12 protein-coding genes and 2 pseudogenes are annotated in these 18,613 nt (G+C 63.6%); 7 read left to right on the top strand and 7 right to left on the bottom strand.

Annotated features, from left to right (window positions below):
• Nucleotides 1-1,151: 1,151 nt before the first annotated feature.
• Nucleotides 1,152-1,985, bottom strand: a pseudogene (locus BZL41_RS29170) (tyrosine-type recombinase/integrase); the annotation flags it as partial.
• A gap of 103 nt (nucleotides 1,986-2,088) precedes the next feature.
• Nucleotides 2,089-3,525: an efflux transporter outer membrane subunit gene (locus tag BZL41_RS20015; RefSeq protein WP_095600919.1), complete on the bottom strand. Its 1,437-nt coding sequence runs from the start codon at nucleotides 3,523-3,525 to the stop codon at nucleotides 2,089-2,091.
• A gap of 102 nt (nucleotides 3,526-3,627) precedes the next feature.
• Between BZL41_RS20015 and BZL41_RS20010 the strand changes: the two genes are divergently transcribed.
• The 7 genes and pseudogenes from BZL41_RS20010 to BZL41_RS19980 all read left to right on the top strand — a co-directional run bounded on the left by BZL41_RS20010 (nucleotide 3,628) and on the right by BZL41_RS19980 (nucleotide 11,926).
• Nucleotides 3,628-4,245, top strand: a complete 618-nt coding sequence (locus tag BZL41_RS20010) for a TetR/AcrR family transcriptional regulator (protein ID WP_095600918.1) — start codon at nucleotides 3,628-3,630, stop codon at nucleotides 4,243-4,245.
• A 74-nt stretch (nucleotides 4,246-4,319) separates the two neighbouring features.
• Nucleotides 4,320-5,435 carry an efflux RND transporter periplasmic adaptor subunit gene (locus tag BZL41_RS20005; RefSeq protein WP_095600917.1) on the top strand — a complete coding sequence of 372 codons (1,116 nt, stop codon included), beginning with the start codon at nucleotides 4,320-4,322 and terminating at the stop codon, nucleotides 5,433-5,435.
• On the top strand, nucleotides 5,432-8,521 hold the full coding sequence (locus BZL41_RS20000) for an efflux RND transporter permease subunit (protein ID WP_095600916.1): 3,090 nt from the start codon (nucleotides 5,432-5,434) through the stop codon (nucleotides 8,519-8,521). Before BZL41_RS20005 ends, BZL41_RS20000 begins: the two co-directional genes overlap by 4 nt.
• Nucleotides 8,522-8,553: 32 nt before the next feature.
• Nucleotides 8,554-9,360, top strand: coding sequence for an oxidoreductase (locus BZL41_RS19995; protein ID WP_095600915.1), 807 nt, complete (start codon nucleotides 8,554-8,556; stop codon nucleotides 9,358-9,360).
• 42 nt (nucleotides 9,361-9,402) lie between these two features.
• Nucleotides 9,403-9,942 carry a PaaI family thioesterase gene (locus BZL41_RS19990; protein WP_095600914.1) on the top strand — a complete coding sequence of 180 codons (540 nt, stop codon included), beginning with the start codon at nucleotides 9,403-9,405 and terminating at the stop codon, nucleotides 9,940-9,942.
• A 126-nt stretch (nucleotides 9,943-10,068) separates the two neighbouring features.
• Nucleotides 10,069-11,357: pseudogene (fabF, locus tag BZL41_RS19985) on the top strand (beta-ketoacyl-ACP synthase II).
• Nucleotides 11,354-11,926, top strand: coding sequence for a TetR/AcrR family transcriptional regulator (locus BZL41_RS19980; protein ID WP_095600913.1), 573 nt, complete (start codon nucleotides 11,354-11,356; stop codon nucleotides 11,924-11,926). Before fabF ends, BZL41_RS19980 begins: the two are co-directional and overlap by 4 nt.
• Before the next feature lie 43 nt (nucleotides 11,927-11,969).
• Here the strand turns inward: BZL41_RS19980 and BZL41_RS19975 are convergent, their stop codons facing one another.
• From BZL41_RS19975 to BZL41_RS28905, 5 genes are all read right to left on the bottom strand, one after another.
• A complete protein-coding gene (locus BZL41_RS19975) occupies nucleotides 11,970-12,947 on the bottom strand; it encodes a lipid A deacylase LpxR family protein (RefSeq protein ID WP_095600912.1) in 978 nt (325 codons plus the stop codon).
• 332 nt (nucleotides 12,948-13,279) lie between these two features.
• Complete coding sequence (locus BZL41_RS19970; RefSeq protein WP_095600911.1) at nucleotides 13,280-16,354, bottom strand: error-prone DNA polymerase; 3,075 nt, start codon at nucleotides 16,352-16,354, stop codon at nucleotides 13,280-13,282.
• Entirely contained in the window at nucleotides 16,351-17,760 is a 1,410-nt protein-coding gene (locus BZL41_RS19965) for a DNA polymerase Y family protein (RefSeq protein ID WP_095600910.1), read from the bottom strand. The genes BZL41_RS19970 and BZL41_RS19965 overlap by 4 nt, the downstream gene beginning before the upstream one ends.
• A 7-nt stretch (nucleotides 17,761-17,767) precedes the next feature.
• The gene (gene imuA, locus BZL41_RS19960; protein ID WP_095600909.1) at nucleotides 17,768-18,385 is read right to left on the bottom strand and encodes a translesion DNA synthesis-associated protein ImuA; all 618 of its coding nucleotides are present in this window, start codon (nucleotides 18,383-18,385) and stop codon (nucleotides 17,768-17,770) included.
• A 28-nt stretch (nucleotides 18,386-18,413) separates the two neighbouring features.
• On the bottom strand, nucleotides 18,414-18,613 hold a 200-nt coding region (locus BZL41_RS28905), incomplete at its 5' end, for a hypothetical protein (protein ID WP_218224583.1).

Here is an 18,613-nt window from a genome sequence, read left to right as displayed (position 1 = left end):
GCGCTTCGACTTCAAGTGTCCCATCGAAGTCATGAGTGAGGTGATGCAGAAAGCCATGGCTATGCAGCATGATGCTCCCGCTTCAATTCAATAACCCTGTTGCACTCAGCTCCTGCAACCGCCCTTTTTCGAGTGTGGCTCTAGTGTAAGGTGTGATGTGGTTTTTTGTCGGCTTTTAGACTTGTATAGGGTTGGTGTTGGTGTTGGTTTCTAAGACTTTGACAAGCTCTTGTTTTGGGTTGTGTGGCTGCATACAGATAAAATGATTAAGGTTTATTGTGGATGTTAAAGGGGGTGAAATCACCCCCTTTTTTTAATCTGGCTAGCTTAGTTCTGTCTCTAAGTCGAAGATGTCTTCAGGTAATTCCTCTTGCTTTATGTAAGATGCCCACTTGGCAAACTCGGGATGCCCTCTGTAGCGCTCTATAAGCTCGATTGGGCTTGCTGCAGTACTCTGGGTGCTGTTGGGTGAGATTGTTGCATGTTCGAGCTTATAGAGCGTTTCTGGTGCGCATTTATCTGGGCTTTGAGTGGTTTGCTTTATCTCTCCATTCTGGTCAGCGTACTGCTCATATCCGAGTCTCTCGGCAAGTTCCCGGCGAAATACTTCCGGGTCGTTGGCTGCCTGTTTTTTATAGTCCCGGGTTCTTCTGCAGCGTTCTCGCCTAGTCAGTACCTTTCGAGCGCGGTGTTGCTCAATCAACAAAACTAAATTCGGGCAGGCGGGAGCGTTAATCGAGAGCTTCTTCAGGCTGTTGATCTAATTTTTCAGAGTTTTCAATGTGGGAATACCTTGCAGCCATTTTTTAAGCTCGTTATAAAGCTCTTCCCCGGCTTGGCTTGCTTACTTGCAAATGTGGCGGCCTCAAGGCATTGGTCTGGCGTGTTCAGTGTCTCTGTGCAATATGCTGCCCATCCTCCGGTGGTTCGAATAGGTTTAATACAAACGGCTTTGTTATTCCAAGCTTCGATATAGTCTTCGGCAAATACTTGCTTCAGTCGCTTGGTCAGCTGACTGATTTTTTCAGCCGGAGCTCTGAGGGCCGCATGAAAATGAAGTCAGGGTTATTACCTTTTCTATTGGTGGAGTCTTCAAGTGTGAGTGCAATCAATGGGGAGAGGCCAAGCTCAACCGCCAGATCTCGCAGCTTTCCGGCCTTCCTCCTCAGTATCGTCAGCGCCGGCCCTCGCGAGTCCGTCGCCGATATCTTGTTGGCCTAATCGATCAGGTTTTCCAAACTCTGCAGCTGAGTAGTGACTGGTGATGCTGCCGTTCTTGTGGCCCAGCAGGTCCGTCTGTCTTCCTCCGTGACACCTGCTTCCCGGAGCGTTCTCACGAAGGTGTGCTGCAGGTCGTGGATGCGGATCGAGGCGAGTCCCTTCGGTGCCGGACGCAGGAAGCGTTCCTGGTACTTCTTCGCCGCCCTGAACCGGGCCTTCTTCCAGGCGGAATCGTTCATTCGATGAACCGGTGTCGCCTTGCTGTTCCTGTCGGTCATCCCATACGGGAATACCCAGGCCGGATCCAGGCCACGCTGCCCCTCGATGATCGATTTGGCCACCGCGTTCAGCACGACCAGCCATTCCTCTCCGTTCTTCACACCCGATCCCTTGTCCCTGCCTCCAAAATCCGAAGGAATCAGGAACACGCTGGTATCGAGCTCCGGTACAGGGATCTCCCAGTCCCACCTCAGCTTGACCACCTCCTGCTCCCGGGAGCCGCAGTTGACCTTGTAGAGCGCCATTCGCCGCAGGTGGTCCGGCAGTTCCGAGAACAGCAGCGACTGCTCTTCCCACGAAAGTGGATAGGGCGTTCGCCTCGATCGCTTCTCGTCCAGCTTGCTGATCATCGGTACCGTGTCCAGCCAGGGTCGTTTCTCTTCGTCACGTCATTTCCAGGCGCATAGGTTGAGAATGCGGATGACCTTCTCTAGGGCGATGTTCGCCGCCCTTGGGGTTACACCAGGCTTAACCTTGCCGGTCGATGTACCCCCGTTCAGGGCAGACATGCGGACGGGCTGGATTCCCGCTGTCGCCATAGCCTGTCTCAGCATTCCGTTCTGTTACTGGGTGGCCGCCATGGATCGCTCAGGGGGGGGGCCATCCTCCACCCAACGCCTTGAAGGCGGCGACCGCGGCGCGCGCCGCTTCCGCTCGGGCCTGTGCGCGGGCATCGGTGGCGCGCAGCAGGCTCTCGTCGGCTTGCAGCACTTCGATCAGGCTGACGACGCCTTGCTGATAGGCGGCGAAGGAGGCCTGCCGCGCACGGCCGAGCGAGTCCACGCCCTGCGCGAGCAACTGCGCCTGTTCCTCGCGCTTGACCAGGGCCGAGAAGGCCTTCTCCACGTCCTCGGTGGCACGCAGGGCGGCCAGTCGATAAGCCGCCAGACTCTCGGCTTCCTGGCCCTTGGCCAGGTCGATCTGCGCATCGATGCGGCCGAAATCGAACAGCCGCCAGCGCAGGCCCAGCATGCCGGCGGCCTGGCTGGCACCGCTGCCGAACAGGTTGCCGGCCGATATCGAGGTCGCGCTGCCGATCAGCCCGCTCAGGGAGAGCTTGGGGTAATACTCGGCGATGGCAACGCCGATCCGGGCGTTTGCAGCGGCCAAGCGGCGCTCGGCCGCGATCAGGTCGGGCCGGCGTCTGAGCAGTTCGCCCGGCGAGCCCGTTGCCGCAATCCGCGGGGCGAGGGGGATGTCGCCGGCCGCGGCCAGGTCCGCGCGATAGGTGCCGGGCGGGGCGCCCAGCATCACGTCCAGCGCGTTTAGTGCTGCCTCCAGCGCCGTTTCGAGCACGGGGACGGAGGCGCGTACTTGGGCGAGGGCGCCTTCGGCCTGGCGGACCTGAAGTTCGGCGGCCACGCCCTGGCTATGCAGCAGATTGACGGTGGCGAGCAGTTCCTCTTGCGTCTGCACTTGCCGGCGCGCGACCTCAAGGCGGGTCTGCAAACCACGAATGCCGATATAGATATCGGCGGCCTGTGCCACCACCGCCAGTCGGGTGGCGGCAGCGCCTGCCGCCGACGCCTGGTACTCGGCCAATGCCGCTTCGCGCCCACGGCGCAGGCCACCGAACAGGTCCAGCTCCCAGCTCGCGCCGAGATTGGCTTCATAGACGCTACCGTAGCGGTCGAACTCGGGTGTGGCGTCCAGCACCCGTCCCAGTGGCGTTTCCACCGATTGGTAGGCCCGGGCTGCCTGAGCGTCGATCATGCCGGATGGCAATAGCGCGGCGGTGGCTGCGCCTAGCCCGGCGCGTGCCTGGGCGACGCGCGCGGCCGCCTGGGCGAGGTCGAGGTTCTGCTCCAGCGCCAGGGTCACCACGCGGGTCAGGTGCTGGTCGCCGAAGCCCGTCCACCAAGCCACGAGATCGACGCTGGTACTGGCTGGCCGTCGATCGACCGCGACCTGGCCCAGGAAGTGTTCCGGCATGGCGAGTTCGGGGCGGGTGTAGTCGGGGCCGGCCGCGCAGCCTGCCAAGAGACTGGTGCTGATCAGTACAATGAGGGTGCGCGTCGACGGCATGGCATCTTCTTCCAAAACTGGATGGGAATCTAACGATAAGTGACCATAATACATTTTGGTCACTTGTTGTCCATCTCCATGCCGCTCTGTAGGCTATGCCCCATGAACAAGCCAACCTCTCCCAAAGTTACAGCTCGCGGCCCGGTCGACCACGAGGTGCGCGACCAGATCGTCGCCGCGGCCACCGAGCACTTCAGCCTCTACGGCTACGAGAAGACCACCGTCTCCGATCTGGCCAAGGCCATCGGCTTTTCCAAGGCCTATATCTACAAGTTCTTCGAGTCCAAGCAGGCCATCGGCGAGGCGATCTGCTCGAACTGTCTGAGCCAGATCGAAGCCGAGGTCCGGGCCGCCGTCGCTGAGGCCGAGCGCCCGCCGGAGAAGCTGCGGCGCATGTTCAAGGCGCTGGTCGAAGCGAGCCTGCGCCTGTTCTTCCAGGACCGTAAGCTCTACGAAATCGCCGCTTCGGCGGCGACCGAGCGCTGGCAGGCGGCGCGCGCCTATGAAGGGCGCATCCAGCAATTGATCCAGGACATCCTGCAAGCAGGGCGGCAGTCCGGCGACTTCGAACGCAAGACACCGCTCGATGAAGCCGCGATGGCGATCCACCTGGTCATGCGTCCCTACCTCAACCCGCTGCTGCTGCAACACGGCCTCGACTACACCGACGAGGCGCCGGTCCTGCTGTCCAGCCTGATACTGCGCAGCCTGTCACCATAACGATTGTGACTATTGACTAAGTTGGTCACAAGATTCAAAGTGAGAGTCCCAACCCACTCGCCAATGGGACTCTCATGCTCGCCCGCCGCCTCGCTTCATCCTTCGCCATCTGCGCATTGCCCATCGTGCTGGTCGCCTGCGGCGAACATGCGCCGGCCGATCCACGCACCGAGGCGCCGCTGGTGCGTGCCGTCGTCATCCAGGAGGCGTCCGCCGCGCCGCGCGCCTTTACCGGCACCGTAGCCGCCCGGGTCCAGAGCGATCTGGGCTTTCGCGTCTCTGGCAAGGTGCTGCAGCGGCTGGTGGACACCGGGCAAGGGGTCAAGCGCGGTCAGGTGTTGCTGCGCATCGATCCCGTCGATCTGCAGCTCGCTGCCCATGCGCAGCGCGAAGCGGTCGCCGCCGCACGAGCGCGGGCGCAGCAGAGCATCGATGACGAAGCTCGGTATCGGGCGTTGCGCGGCACCGGCGCGGTATCGGCCTCGGCCTACGACCAGTACAAGGCGGCGGCGGATGCGGCCAGGGCCCAGCTCCGTGCGGCCGAGGCCCAGGCGCAAGTCGCCCGCAACGCCACGCGCTATGCCGAGCTGCTGGCCGATGCCGACGGCATCGTGATGGAGACATTGGTCGAGCCCGGCCAGGTGGTCGCTGCCGGGCAGGTCGTGGTGCGGGTGGCGCATGCCGGGCCACGGGAAGCGGTCATCCAGTTGCCGGAAACCCTGCGCCCCGCGGTCGGTTCCGTCGCTCAGGCCAGGCTCTTCGGCAAGGAAGGCATCAACGTCACCACCCGGCTGCGGCAGCTCTCGGACGTGGCGGATCGCCTGACCCGCACCTTCGAGGCGCGCTATGTGTTGGAGGGTGAACTGGCCAACGCGCCGCTGGGCACCACCATCACCGTGCAGATTGCCAATGGCCAGGGCCATGCGCAGAACGATTTGCAGGTGCCGATCGGCGCGCTCTACGACGCAGGCAAGGGGCCGGGGGTGTGGGTCATCCAGGGCGAGCCGGCCCAGGTGTCCTGGCGGCCGGTCGCGGTGCAGCACCTGGATGACGAACACGCGCGCGTTACCGGCCAACTCGAGCAAGGCGAGCGGATCGTCGCGCTCGGCGCGCACCTGTTGCGCGAAGGCCAGCCGGTGCGGCTGGCCGATCAAGCGACCGTCGCGGCGACCCAGGGAGTGCGCCCATGAGCGAAGGTCGTTTCAACCTGTCGGCGCTCGCCGTGCGCGAGCGCTCCGTCACCCTGTTCCTGGTCTGCCTGATCTCGTTGGCGGGGCTCGTCGCCTTCTTCAAGCTGGGGCGGGCGGAAGACCCGGCCTTCACGGTCAAGGTGATGACCATCGTCACCGCCTGGCCCGGGGCCACCGCCCAGGAAATGCAGGACCAAGTCGCCGAGAAGATCGAGAAACGTTTGCAGGAGCTGCGCTGGTACGACCGCAGCGAGACCTATACGAGGCCGGGGCTGGCCTTTACCACCCTGTCGCTGCTCGACACCACGCCGCCGTCGCAGGTACCGGAGGAGTTCTACCAGGCCCGCAAGAAGATCGGCGACGAGGCCAAGACGCTGCCGGCCGGGGTGATCGGACCGCTGGTCAACGACGAATACTCGGATGTCACCTTCGCCCTGTTCGCGCTCAAGGCCAGGGGCGAGTCGCAGCGCCTGCTGGTGCGCGACGCGGAGGTGCTGCGCCAGCGGCTGCTGCACGTGCCGGGGGTAAAGAAGGTCAACATCATCGGCGAGCAGGCCGAGCGCATCTTCGTCGAGTTCTCCCATGAGCGCCTGGCGACCTTGGGCATTGGCCCGCAGGAGGTGTTCGCCGCGCTCAATGCCCAGAATGCCCTGACCCCGGCCGGCGCCGTGGAAACCAAGGGGCCGCAGGTGTTCCTGCGCCTGGATGGCGCCTTCGATGAGTTGCAGAAGATCCGCGACACGCCAGTGGTAGCGCAGGGTCGCACGCTGAAGCTGTCGGATGTCGCCACGGTGAGGCGCGGTTACGAGGACCCGGCGACCTTTCTGATCCGCAACGGCGGCGAGCCGGCCTTGTTGCTGGGTATCGTCATGCGCGACGGTTGGAACGGCCTCGACCTGGGCAAGGCGCTGGATGGCGAGGTGCGTGCGATCAACGCCGAGCTGCCGCTGGGCATGAGTCTGACCAAGGTCACGGATCAGGCCGTCAACATCAGCGCCGCGGTCGATGAGTTCATGGTCAAGTTCTTCGTCGCGCTGCTGGTGGTCATGCTGGTGAGCTTCATCAGCATGGGCTGGCGGGTCGGCGTGGTGGTCGCAGTGGCCGTGCCGCTGACCCTGGCGATGGTCTTCGTAGCGATGGCAGCGACCGGCAAGAACTTCGACCGCATCACCCTGGGCTCGCTGATCCTGGCCCTGGGCCTGCTGGTGGACGACGCCATCATCGCCATCGAGATGATGGTGGTGAAGATGGAGGAGGGCTACAGCCGCATTGCGGCTTCCGCCTACGCCTGGAGCCATACCGCGGCGCCGATGCTGTCCGGCACGCTGGTCACCGCCGTCGGCTTCATGCCCAACGGCTTCGCCCGCTCTACCGCGGGGGAATACACCAGCAACATGTTCTGGATCGTCGGCATCGCGCTGATCGCGTCGTGGCTAGTGGCGGTGCTGTTCACCCCGTACTTCGGCGTCAAGCTGCTACCCAGCTTCAAGAAGGTCGAGGGCGGCCATGACGCCCTCTACGACACCCCGCGCTACAACCGCTTCCGCCGGGTGCTGGAAACCGTCATCGCCCGCAAATGGCTGGTCGCCGGCTCGGTGGTCGGGCTGTTCGTCGCGGCGGTGCTGGGCATGGGCCTGGTCAAGAAGCAGTTCTTCCCGATTTCCGACCGCCCCGAGGTGCTGGTCGAGATCCAGATGCCCTACGGCACCTCGATCGCCCAGACCAGCGTCGCCACGGAGAAGGTCGAGGCCTGGCTGGCCGAGCAGAAGGAAGCCAGGATCGTCACGGCCTATATCGGCCAGGGCGCGCCGCGCTTCTACATGGCCATGGGGCAGGAACTGCCCGATCCGTCGTTCGCCAAGATAGTTGTCCGAACGGACAACCAAGACGAGCGCGAGGCGTTGAAGCATCGTCTGCGCCAAGCGATCGCCGACGGGCTGGCCAACGAGGCACGCGTGCGGGTCACCCAACTGGTGTTCGGTCCGTACTCGCCATTCCCGGTGGCCTACCGGGTCACTGGCCCGAACCCGGATACGCTGCGCGAAATCGCTGCCGAGGTGCAGCAGGTGATGGACGCCAGCCCGCTGATGCGCACGGTGAACACCGACTGGGGCACACGTGTGCCGACGCTGCACTTCAGCCTGCAACAGGATCGCCTGCAGGCCGTGGGGCTGACCTCCAGTGCCGTCGCCCAGCAGCTGCAGTTTTTGCTCAGCGGCGTGCCCATCACCACCGTGCGCGAGGACATCCGCACGGTACAGGTGATGGCTCGTGCGGCCGGCGATATCCGTTTCGATCCAACCCGGGTCATGGATTTCACCCTGGCGGGCGCCGATGGGCAACGCATCCCGCTGTCGCAGGTCGGCGAAGTCGATGTGCGCATGGAGGAGCCGATCATGCGCCGGCGCGACCGCATGCCGACCATCACTGTGCGCGGCGACATCGCTGAGGGCCTGCAGCCGCCGGATGTATCGACGGCCATTACCCGGCAGCTCCAGCCCATCATGGAGAAACTGCCGAGTGGCTACCGTATCGAGGAGGCGGGCTCCATCGAGGAGTCGGGCAAGGCGAGCAAGGCCATGCTGCCGCTGTTCCCGATCATGCTGGCCGCCACGCTGATCATCATCATCCTGCAGGTGCGTTCGATCTCGGCGATGGTCATGGTCTTCCTGACCAGCCCGTTGGGGCTGATCGGCGTGGTACCCACGTTGATCCTGTTCCAGCAGCCGTTCGGTATCAACGCACTGGTCGGGCTGATCGCGCTGTCGGGCATCCTGATGCGCAACACGCTGATCCTGATCGGCCAGATCCGCCACAACGAACAGGCCGGCCTGGAACCCTTCCGCGCGGTGGTCGAGGCCACCGTGCAGCGCGCCCGGCCGGTGATCCTCACCGCGCTGGCTGCGATCCTGGCGTTCATCCCGCTCACTCATTCCGTGTTCTGGGGAACGCTGGCCTACACCCTGATCGGCGGCACCTTCGCCGGCACCGTACTGACCTTGGTGTTCCTGCCGGCTATGTACGCCATCTGGTTCGGCATCCGCCCCGTCAGCCGTGACCCAATCATGGGGGCACAGCCTGCATGAAACCCACATCCCATTCATCGAGAGGAACTGCCATGTCGAATTCCACCGTTGTCGTCGTTACCGGCGTTTCATCCGGTATTGGTCGCGCCACCGCGGAGCGCTTCGCCAAACGCGGTTGCCGGGTGTTCGGCAGCGTGCGCAACAGGGCAACGGCCCAGCCGATACCGGGTGTCGAACTGGTCGAGATGGATATCCGCGACCAAGCGTCGGTGGGGCAGGGTATCCAGGCGATCATTGCCCAGGCGGGACACATCGACGTGCTGGTCAACAGCGCTGGCGTGACCCTGCTCGGCGCGACGGAGGAAACCTCGATCGCCGAGGCCCAAGCGCTATTCGATACCAACGTCCTCGGCATTCTGCGCACCACCCAGGCGGTACTGCCGCACATGCGTGAGCAAGGCGCCGGACGCATCGTCAATGTCAGCTCGGTGCTCGGGTTCCTGCCGGCGCCGTACATGGGCCTCTATTCGGCCTCCAAGCATGCCGTGGAAGGGCTGTCCGAGACCCTCGATCACGAGGTGCGCAGGTTTGGCATTCGTGTCGCGCTCATCGAGCCGTCCTTCACCAAGACCAATCTGGATATCAATGCGCCCCAGACGGCTGCCCGGATCCCGGTCTACGACAGCGAGCGCAGCGTCGTGGCCCAGGCCATTCAAAACAACGTGCAGAAAGCACCACAACCCGATGGAGTCGCCTCGACCATCGTCGAGGCCGCCCTAGGGGCTTGGAAAATGCGCCATACGCCCAAGGGTGAGGCCTCGCTGTTGAGCAAGCTGCGCCGTTTCATGCCGGCCGGCCCGGTCGAGAAGGGCCTGAGGAAGACCTTTGGACTTGTCTGATATCCGTCACATCGCGTTTGAACAGATGAAGCAGGAGAAGCCATGACTGAACCGACCATCGACTGGACTGCCCAGCAGCACACCGCGCTGCAGTGTTCGATTGCTGGTGGCGGCAAGCCGGGGCTCGCCCGGCCGGAACAGCTTGCCGGCAAGAGCGGCCGCGAGATTCTGGAAGGGATGATGTCCGGTGAACTGCCGTACCCGCCCATGAACGAGACCATGAACATGACACTTCTGGAGGTGGGCAACGGTCGCGCGGTTTTCCAGGGCATTCCCTTGCCGCAGCACTACAACCCGCTGGGTACGGTACACGGTGGCTGGTTCGCCACGTTGCTGGATTCGGTCCTGGGATGCGCCGTGCAAACCACTCTGCCGGCCGGGCGCTCCTACACCACGGCCGAACTCAGCATCAATATCGTCCGACCTGCTTCGCACAAAACAGGCCCCTTACGGGCTATCGGCACGCTGATTCATAGCGGGCGGCAGATGGCGACGGCGGAAGCCCGCATCGAAGACGAGACGGGTAAGCTCTATGCCCATGCGACCACAACCTGCTTCGTCTTCGACGTACCGGCGGCATAGGGGCTCGGTCGGGCATCACACCCGGCAGGTGCCCGGGTGGTGCCGGGATGAGGTTAACGACCAAAAAGAAACGATAGGACGGCGCTCGTTACGAGACGCCGGCCGTATGGCAAGCGAGGTGTGTCGATGAGTACGCGAAATGCGGTTCGTATCGTAGTGACGGGAACAGGTATCGTCGGGCCATTGGGGTGCGGCACTGCGGCGGTCTGGTCCCGTTTGCTGGCGGGGGAGTCAGGCATTCGTGTCTTGCCTGCCGATCTGGTCGAAGGTAGCGGTTGCGCTGTTGGCGGGCGGGTGCCGATGCGGGAGGAGGATGGAGAAGCCGGTTATGACCCGGAGCGAACCATCGCCGGCAAGGAGCGCAAGAAGATGGATCGTTTCATCGAGTTTGCCCTGGTCGCCGCCGAAGAGGCCCTGGCGCAGGCTGGGTGGCAGCCGGCAAACGAGGTGCAGCGGGAACGCACAGCGACCATCATCGCATCTGGTGTCGGTGGCTTCGGCGCCATTGCAGAGGCGGTACGTACCACGGACGAGCGCGGCCCGCGGCGGCTTTCGCCATTCACCGCGCCTTCGTTCCTGGCCAACATGGCGGCCGGGCACGTTTCCATCCGGTACGGCTTCAAGGGGCCGCTCGGGGCGCCGGTGACCGCTTGCGCGGCCGGGGCGCAAGCCATCGGCGATGCGGCCCGTCTGATCCGCAGCGGCGAAGCGGATATCGCCCTGTGTGGCGGGACCGAAGCCGCTATCCATCGCATCGCGCTCGGCAGCTTTGCCGCGGCGCGTGCCCTGTCCAGTGGGTACAACGACTGGCCCCAAGAGGCGTCGCGTCCGTTCGACCGGGATCGTGATGGCTTCGTCATGGCCGAGGGCGCCGGTCTGCTGGTAATCGAATCGCTGGAGCATGCGCTGGCTCGCGGGCCCAGCCGCTGGCGGAACTGGTCGGCTACGGCACCAGCGCCGATGCCTATCACCTGACCGCCGGCCCGGAGAACGGCGACGGTGCTCGCCGCGCGATGGAGCAAGCGTTGCGCCAGGCCGGTATCGCGCCGAGCGAGGTGCAGCACATCAACGCCCATGCAACCTCCACGTCGGTGGGGGACCGTGGCGAGCTAGCCGCCATCCGCTCGGTGTTCGGCAGCGGATCAGGCGTGGCGATCACTTCGACCAAGTCCAGTACCGGCCACCTGCTGGGCGCCGCAGGCGGAGTCGAGGCGATCTTCACCATCCTGGCGCTGCGCGATCAGGTCGTCCCACCCACGCTCAATCTCATCCATCCGGACGAGGCGGCCGACGGACTCGACCTGGTCGCCCTGAACGCCCGGCATATGCCGATCCGCTACGCCCTGTCGAACGGTTTCGGCTTCGGTGGCGTCAACGCCAGCCTGCTGTTCCGCCGTTGGGAGCCTCGCCAATGAGCCTGTCACTCCGAAAAGAGTCCCGTCATGACAGGCGGAAGCGGGAAATCCTGCAGGCTGCGAGTGAGGTATTCGTGGCGCTCGGCTATGACCTCGCCAACATGCAAGTCATCGCGGAATCCGCCAGCGTAACCAAGGCGACTCTTTACGCGCATTTCGGCAACAAGGCCCAGTTGTTCCGAGCCGTCATCGAATACTGGATGGAAGAACTGCCGGAGCCGGTGCTGGCAGAACCCGCGGACGGAAGTTTGCGCATGCAGCTTGACGAAGTGGCGCGGGAGCTGCTCCGGCAAAGCCTGCATCCCGCGTCCCAGACGCTGACACGTATCCTGATGCGATCCAACTGGGTGCCACAGAAGCGCTGGCGACAGCGCTATCGTCCATACCGGATGTATCTGGAAAGGACACTGGCTCAGTGCCCCCGCTGCAACGACCCCGGGCAGGCCGCCGCTCAGTTCCTGCTGCTGGCGGTCGGCTGTCTCGATTCCAGTGGCGCCACGGCGGCGGACGAGTCCCGTGTTGCGGCCGCCGTGGATTTGTTCGTCCAAGCTTATGCGGACTTCGGGTGAAAGCGGTTGTGCTCCCTCGGAGGAAGGGCTGGCCGCCCTGCGCCTATAACCAAGTAGAGAGGGACAGCGAGCCGAACTGGTCGTGTCCGTCCTGCCCATGGAATTCCCGGCTGCGCCACACATTGGCGAACGACAGCTGCCAGCGATCCCATAGCAGGGCTATCCCGAGTTGGGCGTCACCTACCCACTCCTCGCGATCCACTGAATGGCTGTCACGGAACGTGTTGCCGTCCAGGAGCATGTTGTGGGCCATGTAGCGGCCCTCGACGTTGGCGTAGACGAACCAGCCGAAACCATCATCCGCCTTGAAGAATTGCACGCCACTGCTTGATGGCGTCACGGAGGCATAGCTTGGGCTGCGCGACAGGCCCTGGCCCAGGCGCACGCCGGCTCCTGTCGAAAGGTAGGTGTACAGGTTGCCCAGGGCGCCGCCCGCGCTTGGGCCGTATTCCATTTCCAGGCCGCCAAGCTGACCCTGGAACCACCAGCGTTTCTCGTAGCCCAGGTTCACGAACGGCTCGTTTTCCAACTGGTGATCCCAGCCCTCGGGAGCGTCGCTGCCCGTAACCTTGTGCACGGCACGCTGGAGTCGCTCTCCACCTGCCCCTTGCCCCACGAGGCCAATATCCAAGGTGAGCGCGCTGGTTTCCCGCCGGCCGGCCAATTGCTCCGCCGAGAACAGGGTGATGCCGCCGAAGAGCATACCTGCATAAGGCCGGTCTTCGGATTGCAACGCGTCCCGCTCGATTTCCTCCGGCGTATACATCTGGTGGCCGAACCGATAGGCCGCGTATGTCAGATCATCCGCATTCCAACCCGGCACTGCTCCTGCCAAGCCACGGGTCCAGTGATCGGGCGCCGGCTCGAAAGCCCGAAAAGCCTCGATGCCGTTCGTGTAATGGCCATCGGAGCCGCCTGGAAACACATCGTTCTCGATCTTCAGCGTCAGGACGTCGGCATGCGAGACGCCGGCGGAGAGTAATGCGGAAACGAACATTGCGTTGACGATTCTAGTTTTCATGCGGAACTCCGATCTTGTTATTGGCTTCCTGTGGGGTACTACCGCATCGACGCTGTACCGCTTGGGTACCGCGTCGGCTCAACCGGCTCGGACGGTCGTCAAGTCGACATCCGAAGCGGCATTCTGCTTCGGTGCCATTCCTGTATGCCGCTATCTGCCTTCAACATGACGACATCTAACAGGCTGAACCGTTCGCGGAATTAAATGTGTAGCCCGAAAGGTTGTGTTCGAAAGTGTGGCGGGTGAGTCCGTGGCGGGGCGATGCTGGGTTTGGCCTCGATGCAGTTTGTCGCGCTAGGTGCGTTGAGGGACAAAGCAGTTAAGCTGCCCCGTCATTGGAAATCCCTGCTGCGCACATCCAGACCGGTCAAGAGGGGCGTGAGATCGGTCAGTCGCCCGGCGATCACGTGGCGTACGCCATCTGCCGCCTCCAGATGACCGTCGATGCGCAGCATTTGTGATTGCACCAGGACGCGGCGCTGGCGCTCCGCGAGATCGTGCCAGACCACCACGTTGACCAAGCCGAATTCGTCCTCGAGGGTGACGAAGATTACCCCGCTGGCGGTCTGCGGGCGCTGACGACCAATGACCAGGCCGGCGATGCTGACCGGGCGGCCGTGGTCGACCTCGGCCAGTTCGCGCGAACTGCGACAACGCCGGGCCCTGAGTTGGCCGCGCAGCAGTTCCAGCGGATGAGGACCCAAAGTGGTGCCGAGCGTGGCGTAGTCGGCGAGCAGGTCCTCGCCGACCGATGGCAGGGGGAGATCCACCGGCGTCTCCCGGGGAGCGGCCAGTTCCGCGAACAGGGGGAATTGTGGTTCGATGCCGGCTACCGCCCAGCGTGCCTGGTGCCGATGTCCGGTAAGGCCGTGCAAGGCCCCGGCGTCCGCCAGACGTTCGCGGGCGCGGGCATCCAGGCTGGCGCGTCGGCAAAGATCCTCGATGTCGGCGAATGGACCTTTCCGGCGCGCTTCCTCGATGCGCCGCCCATCCGCCTCGTGCAAGCCACGAATCATCCGGAGCCCCAGTCGGATTGCCGGTTGTACGGTGCCGATCGGCTCCAGACCACAATTCCAGTCGCTGTAGCGGACATCCACCGGACGCACTTCAATACCATGGCGGCGGGCGTCCTGCAGGATCTGGTCGGGACTGTAGAAACCCATCGGCCAACTATTGACCAGCGCGCAGGCATAGGCCGCCGGCTCGTGGCATTTCAGCCAGCAACTGGCATAGGTGAGCAGGGCGAAGCTGGCGGCGTGAGATTCGGGAAAACCATAGCTGCCGAAGCCTTCGATCTGCCTGAAGATGCGGCTGGTGAATTCCTCCGTGTAGCCCTTGGCGAGCATGCGCGACGTCAGTCTCTGGCGGTGTGGCTCCAGGCCTCCGTGGCGCTTCCAGGCGGCCATGCTGCGGCGCAGCTCATCGGCTTCGCCCGGGGTGTAGTCGGCGGCGACGATAGCCAGTTCCATCACCTGTTCCTGGAATAGCGGAACACCGAGGGTGCGCTCGAACACAGGCTTCAATTCCTCGGAGGGGTACTCAACCGGCTCTTCCTTATTTCTCCGGCGCAGGTAGGGATGGACCATATCGCCCTGGATTGGCCCCGGGCGGACGATGGCCACTTGGATCACCAGATCGTAGAAAGTCCTCGGCCGCAGGCGCGGCAACATGGCCATCTGTGCCCGCGACTCGATCTGGAATACGCCGATGGTATCGGCGCGACTGATCATCTCGTAGGTCGCCGTGTCTTCCGGTGGAAGCGTGGCCAGCGTCCACTGGGCCCCTCGGTAGCGCTCGATCAGCGCAAAACAGCGACGCAAGGCACTGAGCATGCCGAGGGCCAGCACATCGACCTTGAGCAGACCGACCAGGTCGAGATCATCCTTGTCCCACTGGATCACCGTACGCCCGGCCATGGTCGCGTTCTCCACCGGTACCAGAGTTTCTAGCGGATGTTCGGAGATCACGAAGCCACCAGGGTGCTGCGACAGGTGGCGGGGGAAGCCGATCAGCTCGCCGGTCAGGGCCAACACCCGGCGCAGCAAGGGGTTATCCGCATCGAAGCCGGCCTCGGCCAGGCGTTCGGCGGACGGCACCTGGTCGCTCCAGCGTCCGCAGCAATCGGCCAGGGCATTCACTTGGTCTGCCGGAAGGCCGAGGGCCTTGGCCACGTCGCGCACCGCGCCGGCCGCATGGTAGGTGCTGACCACGGCGGTGAGAGCAGCTCTCCCGCGGCCGTAGCGGCGGAACACGTACTGAATGACTTCCTCGCGGCGCTCATGCTCGAAGTCCACGTCGATATCCGGTGGCTCGTTGCGCTCACGCGACAGGAATCGCTCGAACAACAGGCGACTGTCCTGACGCATGGGGTCGAGTTCGGTGATGCCCAAGGTGAAACACACCGTGGAATTGGCTGCAGAGCCCCGACCCTGGCAGAGGATTTCCTGTTTGCGTGCCCAGTGGACGATGTCGTAGACGGTAAGGAAATAACTCTCGTAGCGTAACTCGGCGATCAGTGCCAGCTCGTGCTCGATCTGCGCCCAGGCTTTCTCTGGCACGCCTTTGGGCCAGCGCCACTGGGCGCCCCGTTCGACCAGCTCGCGCAGCCACGAAGTGGCGTTGTGGCCAGCGGGTACCAGTTCGTGGGGATACTGGTATTTCAACTGGTGTAGGCCGAAGCTGCAGCGCTTGGCAATGCGCAGGGTTTCGGCGAGCAGCTCCGAGGGATACAGCTCGATCAACTCATCGCGGCGGCGCAGATGGCGTTCGCCATTGGGAAACAGATGGGCACCGGCCTCGTTGATCGGTAGGCGATGACGGATGGCGGTCATGCAGTCCTGCAAGGCGCGGCGGCCGCGGGCGTGCATATGCACGTCACCACAGGCCACCGTCGGCAGGCGATGGTCCTCCGCCAGCTCGAGCAACTGGCGCAGCCTTGCCGTGTCGTCCGCTCCTCGGTGCAGTCCGACACCGAGCCATAGTCGCTCGGGGAAGCGCTCGCGCAGCCAGGGAACGTGTCGGATGTCGCCCTCCGGCAACCAGATCGCCAGCAGGCCGTCCAGCGGCTCGTCGAAGTCTTCACGTAACAGGCGATAGCAACCTTTCTCGGCGCGCCGTCGGGCCTGGGTGATCAGCCGGCACAGGGCTTGGTAGCCGGCGAGGTTTTCCACCAGTAGGACCAGCTTGGGACCGTCCACGATGCGCACTTCGCTACCGACGATCAGGGGCAGGCCGGTGTCTTTCGAGGCCTGCCAGGCGCGGACGATGCCTGCCAGGGTGCATTCATCGGTAATCGCCAGGGCGTGGTATCCGAGGCGGGCGGCGCGCTCGAACAGCTCGCGGGCACTGGAGGCACCACGCTGGAAGCTGAAGTTGGACAGGCAATGCAGCTCGGCGTAATCACTCATGCGAACCAGCCGTGCAGCAGCAACGGTCCTCCGTCTCCAACCTTGCGGAAAGCCCAGCCACGTTGCCCCGCGCGAGTCTCCACAAGGTAATAGTCTCGCCGGACGTCGCCTCCGTCCCACCAGCCGGACTCGATCCGTTCCGGCCCGGCGAGGATACGTAAAGAGGATTCGCGCAGCGGTAGCGGCTCTGCCAGCAGCCAGCCGGGACGCGGGCCGCAGGGAGGCAGCGACAGTTCTGTCGGCTGTGCAACCCAGGCGTGTTCAGGCCTGTGATCGGCGCGAGCGCCGAGGCTCTGGACAGCATTGTCTCCCAGGCGGGTACGCAGGCGTTCACGCAATTGTTCCCAGGACAGGGATTGCTGTGGGCGTTCGTCGAACAACTGCCGATGTTCTGGAGTGAAGGCGGGCAGCTCCCGGGCCTCCAGCCGTATCGCTAGTACTGGCGCTGGCAGTTGCAGATGCTCCAGGCGCCCACGGGTCAGTTCGAAGAGCATGGCTGCCTTGCGTTCGGCGCTGAGCAAGCCAACCGGCATGCGGCTAGCGGCCTGGTTCCGATGTTCCAGGTAGAGGGTAAAACGCTGTACACCGCAGTCGCGTCCGGCCAGGTAGGACGCAAGGTCGGCGGTCAGGCGCCGCAGCGGGAACAGCAATGCTTGGTACGACTCGACCTCGAAGTTCAGTTCTATCCGTGCATCGAACACATCCGGTGGTCGGTAGAAATCCAACGCCAGGGGGCGGTTGCCGAGCAGCGTGTCGAGGTGGGCCAATACGTCGGCAGAAAAGCGCCTGGCAAGGTTGTCACGTGGTAGGGCAAGGAGTTGTGACAGACTGTGCAGCCCCATGCGGGTAAAGGCTGTCGCCACTTCGCGGGGCAGACCGAGGCGCCCTACCGGCAACCGGCCGAGCGTCTCATGCAGCAGGGCATCGTCAGTTATAGCCAGGCCATCATAGGTATTGGCCAGCACCCGGGCAGCAGCCGGAGTGGGAGCGGCAGTGATGCGATGGCGAAAGCCCAGCCCGGTCAACTCTGCACGCAGGCGTGCCTCGAAATGTGGCCAGGGACCGAACAGGCGGAGACTGGATTGAACTTCCAGCAGCAGGCAGCGTGGATAGTGCAGGCTGACTTGGGCGCTAAAGCCGTAGGCCCAGGCGGCGAGGAACTGCTGCCAGTGTTCGATTGCCGCCACGTCATAGTCGACGATGGAAAAGGTGCGGGTCAGCGCTTGGGCGGCAGTCAGCGACTGGCCTGGTCTTAGGCCCAAGGCCCGCGCGGCCGGATTGACCGCTTGCAGCACACGGCGCTGGGGCGGCCCGGCGAGCAACGCTAGCGGCGCATCGGCATCGGCGCGGTGACGCAGCACTCCGTCCATAGCCAGTTGCGGCAAAAGGATGCAGGCCCAGAACATGTCCGCCTCACGGCCAGCCGGCGGTCGGGATTGCCCGTGCCGGGGCCAGGCCTCCGCGGCATTTGAGCACGCGTATCTGCGCCGGTCGGGTTTCGAGCGCCAAACGTAGGGCGGCGGGCGAGGGGTTTATCGCCTCCTCGAGAGGACGATAGGCGAAGGCCAGGGTTTGTCCGGTCTCGGCGGCGACCTGTAGACGGCGCAGGGCTCGATCATCGGCTTGCCGTGGCCAGCACAGTACCGCGCCGCAACCACCCGAGCGCAGGCATTGCTCGGCAGCCCATAGCGCGTCGCTCCCCCGCGCATGGACAATCACCAACTGCCGTAGGTCAATTCCGGCGGCCAACCAAGCTTGGGGGTAGGGCAGATGGGGCGACCCGACCAGCACCACACGTTCGCCGGCGGCGGTCAGTCGCGCCAGGGTAGGCCATAGCAGGCGAAGTTCACCGATACCTTCGGCCGCTACAAGGAGCTCGCTCAGTGCCGAATCTGGCCATCCACCGCCGGGCAAGACTGCATCCAGCCCAGCATGTCCGGTGGGTTGGGCAGCGGATGGGGGAGAAGTGACCTGGCCGCGCCATACGCGGCGTGCATCGAGCAGACTATTAAGGTCGAGCACGGATGACATGCAGAGGAATAACTCAGTATATGTATGTTTATACAGTATTTGATTCGACTACCACTTCGGTCAAGTCAGACCGATGAACGCCCTGTTCGGAGTAGCAGAATAAAGAGGTGGTACGAATCGAAATAAGTATTGACGGCTGTTCGAATGGTTCTATAATGCGCGCCACTTCCGGCGCAGCCTGAACGAAAAACTCCTTGATAATCAAAGAGTTGAGTAAGTAAAAGGGGT

Origin of the sequence: Pseudomonas sp. PIC25 (genome assembly GCF_002286785.1) — a bacterium.
Classification (GTDB): Bacteria; Pseudomonadota; Gammaproteobacteria; order Pseudomonadales; family Pseudomonadaceae; genus Pseudomonas_M.
This window is presented reverse-complemented; position numbering and strand designations above follow the sequence as displayed.